At 35.1% G+C, this 6,065-nt stretch carries 4 protein-coding genes and 1 tRNA gene; 2 read left to right on the top strand and 3 right to left on the bottom strand.

The window, feature by feature from the left end; all coding sequences use genetic code 11:
- Window positions 1–328: 328 nt before the first annotated feature.
- The gene (locus ACMFKV_RS05835) at window positions 329–1,435 is read left to right on the top strand and encodes a branched-chain amino acid aminotransferase (protein WP_336288673.1); all 1,107 of its coding nucleotides are present in this window, start codon (window positions 329–331) and stop codon (window positions 1,433–1,435) included.
- 108 nt (window positions 1,436–1,543) lie between these two features.
- Here ACMFKV_RS05835 and glpX read toward each other — a convergent pair whose 3' ends face one another.
- The 3 genes from glpX to ACMFKV_RS05820 form a co-directional block, all read right to left on the bottom strand.
- Window positions 1,544–2,530, bottom strand: coding sequence for a class II fructose-bisphosphatase (gene glpX / locus ACMFKV_RS05830; protein WP_336288674.1), 987 nt, complete (start codon window positions 2,528–2,530; stop codon window positions 1,544–1,546).
- Window positions 2,531–2,684: 154 nt separating this feature from the next.
- Window positions 2,685–4,001, bottom strand: coding sequence for a homoserine dehydrogenase (locus ACMFKV_RS05825; protein WP_413154719.1), 1,317 nt, complete (start codon window positions 3,999–4,001; stop codon window positions 2,685–2,687).
- A 690-nt stretch (window positions 4,002–4,691) separates the two neighbouring features.
- Window positions 4,692–4,838: a hypothetical protein gene (locus ACMFKV_RS05820; protein WP_336288677.1), complete on the bottom strand. Its 147-nt coding sequence runs from the start codon at window positions 4,836–4,838 to the stop codon at window positions 4,692–4,694.
- Between the two features lie 354 nt (window positions 4,839–5,192).
- On the opposite strand from ACMFKV_RS05820, the gene ACMFKV_RS05815 reads away from it, so the two are divergent.
- Window positions 5,193–5,267, top strand: a tRNA-Glu gene (locus ACMFKV_RS05815).
- Window positions 5,268–6,065 lie beyond the last annotated feature (798 nt).

Genomic DNA, 6,065 nt, shown 5'->3' with positions numbered 1-6,065 from the left:
ATTTTAGTAGTCAAATTACACTATTATTTATTATTGCCTATATTTAGATAAATTTTCCTAATTATAAAAAATTATTTTTCTCAGTTCTTACCATAAATTATTGAAATAGTACCTATATATGAAGTTATTCAAATAATTATTTTGAAAAAAAATGAATATAAATAAAAAATATAATCAAAAAACACACTTAAATAATCTTTTCTTTGAGTGGTATAATTAAATATTGACTCAAAGAGGATGCTAATCATAATGTTTTAATGAAAGCATTTTATTATCCTTTAATAAAAGATACGTAAAAATACAGCATCTTCCTTAGAAGGTTTTACTGATGAGAATTCCCATATCGTCGCTTCCATTTAAAATAGAGCAACACCACTCCCCTTTGTCAGATGAGAATCGTGAAAAAATTCTAAAAAATCCTGGTTTTGGGCAATTTTTTACAGATCATATGGGAACCATCCAGTGGACTGAAGGTAAAGGTTGGCATAATGCCGTCATTTCTCAACACAAACCTTTAGAAATTAGTCCAGCAAGTACTGTTCTGCATTATGCGCAGGAAGTTTTTGAGGGTTTAAAAGCATACCGCGCAAAAGATGGACGTATCCTGTTATTTCGCCCTGATGCCAATGCACAGCGCTTTACTGAATCGGCACGACGGTTAGCGATGCCAGAACTGCCAAAAGATATTTTTTTAGATGCAGTGAATCAGTTAGTCAAGATTGATCAAAAGTGGGTTTCTGATCATCCAAATGCCAGCCTTTACATACGCCCATTTATGTTTGGCAATGAAAACATTTTAAAAGTCCACCCTTCTCGAGAATATATCTTCTGTATTATAGCATCTCCAGTGGAATCATATTTTAAAGAAGGAGAAAAATCTGTCAGTGTATGGCTTGAAACAGACTATAGCCGCGCTGGTCCAGGTGGAACAGGTGCTGCCAAATGCGGAGGAAACTATGCAGCAAGCCTGCTTGCACAGAATAATGCAACACAAAATAATTGTAGCCAAGTGCTCTTTCTCGATATGGTGGAACATAAGTGGATTGAAGAATTAGGTGGCATGAATGTTTGTTTTATTATGGAAAATAACACACTTGTAACACCTGCACTTAATGGCACTATTCTTCCAGGAATAACGCGTCATTCAATTTTGAAGTTAGCTCAACAAATGGGTTTAACGATAGAAGAGCGTCCTTACTCTTTTGAAGCTCTCAAAGAAGATGCACAAAGTGGCTACCTAAAAGAAGCCTTTGCTTGCGGTACTGCAGCCGTTATCACAGCAATTGGTCGTTTCAAATATAAAGGCGGAGAGTTTGTTATTGGCAATGAAATGGTCGGCAAGATTACAGAGCAACTTCGCACACAATTGGTCAATCTCCAAAAAGGGAATACAGAAGATAAAAACGGTTGGATACACTCTGTTCCACTATCATAATGATAAAAAATATTTTTAAAATACAATCCATAGAAAAAGCCTTTCCGCAGAAGAACATTTTACAAAAAAGTGATCCTCTCTTATTTTTTATAGTAAAAACGAAAAGCATCAATCAAACTTGGAGTGATCTCTATGTTGCGCTTTGATATTACGAATTGTACCAGTATGTGAGCGCATCACAATAGTCTCCGTTTGAATATAGCGAGGAGTAAATTTGACACCAGAGAGCATATTTCCATCAGTTACACCTGTTGCAGAAAATAAAACATCACCTTTTGCCATCTCTTCCATTGTGTAAGTCTTATTGGGATCATCGATGCCCATTTTGGCTGCGCGCGCAATTTTTTCTTCTGTATCGAGCTGTAAACGTCCTTGTATCTGTCCACCAATACAACGTAAAGCTGCAGCAGCTAATACACCTTCTGGTGCTCCACCAATGCCCATATAGATATCAATGCCCGTTTCATCTGGATCAGTTGTATCAATAACAGCAGCAACATCTCCATCACCAATTAAGCGAATAGACGCACCCGTCGCACGCACCTCATCAATCAGTTTTGCGTGGCGAGGACGATCCATAACACAAACAGCAATCTGATTAACAGCGACTCCCTTCGCCTTTGCAAGGGCATGAACATTATCCGCAGGACAAGCATCTATATCAACCACCCCCTTTGGATAGCCAGGACCAATAGCAATTTTTTTCATATAAACGTCAGGTGCATAAAGTAAGTTACCCTTCTCAGCAATTGCGACCACAGCCAAAGAATTGGCAAGATTTTTAGCACAAATTGTAGTTCCCTCAAGAGGATCGAGCGCAATATCAACTGCTAGCCCATTTTGAAGACCAACTTTCTCTCCAATATACAACATTGGAGCTTCATCGCGTTCACCTTCGCCAATCACCACTGTACCCTCAATAGGTAAACGATTAAGTTCCTGACGCATTGCATCAACAGCAGCTTGGTCAGCAGCTTTTTCATCACCACGCCCACGCCAGCGCGCAGCTGCAACAGCAGCGCGTTCAGTCACACGTACCAATTCAAGCGTTAGGATACGGTCAAGTCCATTTAAAGTCTTCTGAATTTTGGGCATATAAAAAATCCTATCGAGTCAATATGAGCGCACAGATTCTAGCATTCATTGCAAAACATTAAGAATAAAGATTTTTGCAAAGATGAAAGCTTTCCACAAGAGAAAAACACTCAGCTCTCTTTTTACCATGATGTAATAAATCGTCAACTCTATGCTATCCCATACGTTCAATACGGATAAATTGGGACTTTGCAACAAGATAACCATCCTTTTCAATTGCTGCAAGCGCTTGTTGTATATTCACTTCTGTTGTTTCATGCGTTATTAAAATGATAGTTTTTGTTTCGACAATTTGACTTTCCACAAAAGGCCTTTGCACAATCGATTCTAAAGAAATATGATTATCAGCCATATGTTTTGCAACTGTTGCAAAAACACCAGCGCGATCATGAACACTCAAACGAATAAAATAGCCACCTGCATGATGAGCGATACGTGCTTTTTTATAAGGAGTGAGCGTCAATGCTGGTTTCCCTAAAACAGGTGCATACTGAAAATGAGGGCGCGCTTTCGCTATATCAACCAAATCGCCAATAACTGCTGATGCTGTTGCTACTCCTCCAGCCCCAGGACCAGAAAGCAATAATTCACCTAATAAATCGCTTTGAATAGAAAGAGCATTCGTCACACCATGAATCTGCGCAATCATTGATGACGTTGGTACCATTGTTGGATGAACACGTTGCTCGATTCCAGAATCAGTTTTTAACACAACTCCTAAAAGTTTAATCCGATAACCCAATTCATCAGCAGCACGGATATCAATCTGTGAAATATTGCTAATTCCTTCAACATAGACATCATCCAATGAAATGGTAGTTCCGAACGCTAAACTGGTCAACAAAGCTAATTTATGAGCAGTATCATTTCCTCCAATATCAAAAGTTGGATCAGCTTCAGCATAACCAAGCCTTTGCGCATCTGCTAAACAATCTTTAAATGAAAGACCTTCCGTAAACATGCGTGTTAATATATAATTGCAGGTTCCATTCAAAATGCCATAAATCCGTGATATATGATTACCAGAAAGTGATTCTCTCATTGCTTTGATAACAGGAATTCCACCTGCAACCGCGGCTTCAAAATTAAGAAAAACACCTCTTTTTTCTGCACTAACAGCAAGTGCTCCTCCATGTCGAGCAAGAAGTGCCTTATTGGCAGTAACAACGTGATGTCCCACATCAAGCGCCTTCTTAACAGCTGCATGCACAATATCTAATTCACCACCAATTAATTCAACAAAAACGTCAATTTCATCAGAAGCTGCCATTTCTACAGGTGAATCAAACCATTTTACATCACTTAGATCAATTCCACGATTGCGATCTTTATTACGCGCGCTAACAGCAACAATTTTGATTGGTCGTCCGCACCGGCAAGCCAAACTATTTTCTTTTTCACGTAAAATCCGAATAACTGCAGTCCCGACTGTACCCAAACCTCCAATACCAACCTTCAAAGCTTCTGCCATTATTCAAACTGCCTATCTTTTAACTTTCACTCAAAAATATTTTAATTACATGTAACGCAGCACAAATCATACCTACCAACAATAATATATATTGAACACTTATCCACCCTATAAATAAAAAGCCAATCCCTAGCAAAACAATATCTAACTGCTCAATCAAAAACTTTAGAGAACATAAATAACCATATTTTTTGAAAATAAAAACCGACATAAATGGTGCTGCTTCAAAAGCTAGAAATTATTATTAGCATAGCCCCAAATCATTAAACTATTGTACCGCTTTTATACATTTTTTAAACTGTTACAATATCAAGACTGTCACTATTTAAGACAACTTGCCTCCCTCTCTAGATTATACTGCATATTAAAAATGTAAACCATAATACTTGACTTACAGGCAACACAACCCTGAAATATGACAAAAACTAGAATAATGATAACATTTACAGCTTTTGGATATTTCAGATAACTTATCTATTCCAGTTAAAAATATCAGCCAAATACGACTTATCGAGATAAACCAATGATATCAAAATCTCTATCTGTGCAGCACTTTTTAAACAATAAGTGATTGCTTCAAACATAAAAAACAACAAATTTAAAACTTTTTCTAGCTTTCTTTATGGGTAATATGAAAAAAATGATTATTAATTTCCACTTTGTTCAATATGCTTCGATGTTTTCTCAGCTTCACCAATACGCGCCTTCTTGCATTTTAATTAAATTCAATGAATTTTTGGCTTGTGCTTTAGAAGCAGCTTTTACACGCTTCGCATCATTTTTTAGCGTATCTACGAGTGCTCGTTCTATTTCGTAAATTGCTCTGTAGCAGCTCATGGTTTTATTGCCTCATCATAAATGACCATTCTCTTTCATGAAAAATCTTTGAGAAAATAAAGCAATATTTTCATCGCGCATATATCTAACAATAACGAATAAAATACCCCTTTAAAATTTCATTCGATTCTTCAAAAAGCATCATCCAACTATCATTGTACTAATTTAAGTCTTCCTATTAACTGTTATAATTATTTTATATTTTTCATACAAAGCTCTAAAAAATAAAATAATCTCGGTAAAGAATAATATAAAGATATTCAAATTAGCTCAATAAAACATGTTTTTTTAAAAAAATTACATATAGGGCTTGCGAAGTAAAAAGATACTCTCTATAAGCCTCATCACTGGTTTGCGCCCATCGTCTAGCGGTTAGGACGCCGCCCTTTCACGGCGGAAACAGGGGTTCAATTCCCCTTGGGCGTACCATCTTTTTCTTTATGTTGCGTAATATTTTGATTTTATTTATATTTTTTAATTATTTATACTATTACGAATGATGAAATAAGGTTAGAGAATGGAATTTTCTGGCATTTCTGCGTACTGAGAATCGTAAAGTTTATTAGATGACTGATTTTTCGTTCTTTTCAAGGATAGTGATTTTTCACACATATTGATAATAAATTAAAAATTCATCAAAGGTAGAATGTCTCAGTTATTGTAACTTGTAATAAAGTAACAATTTTTAAGCTATATCGACGCATATACTATTTATTTTAAATAAAATGCACATAATTTGTAAATTTTTTACATAAAAATAACTTTAAGAATTTTTATGTAAACTAAAAAGCTATCCTACAGTTTTGTTTACATAACCATTTTATAATAATAATTCTCTTTTACTAAATTTGGATTTTTATTTAAATTAGCAAACCATGACTTTAGAGATAAAATGACAATACAAAAATTTATACTTTATTCAAAAAATTATAATAATATAAATTTATCAAATATTTAAATAAAATATTTGACTAAAAAACAAAAAAATACTGCCAGTAATATCTGCTTACCATTCTCCTTAATAGAGTTGATTTTTTATCAATTATATAATGCTCAAATATTGCAGATATACGACTTTCTTTGCAATGCGTCCGTTTTTTAATAAAGTTTTACATCCTCTCGATAATATGCGATATCGTTTAAATGCTTCTCTACCTTCCCTGTTTTAACTTTTCATTCTAATCCTGAAAGTATTATAGAAGACAATATCACTTAAATGAAAAAGGA

Source organism: Bartonella propinqua, from assembly GCF_047263965.1.
Classification (GTDB): domain Bacteria; phylum Pseudomonadota; class Alphaproteobacteria; order Rhizobiales; family Rhizobiaceae; genus Bartonella.
This window is presented reverse-complemented; position numbering and strand designations above follow the sequence as displayed.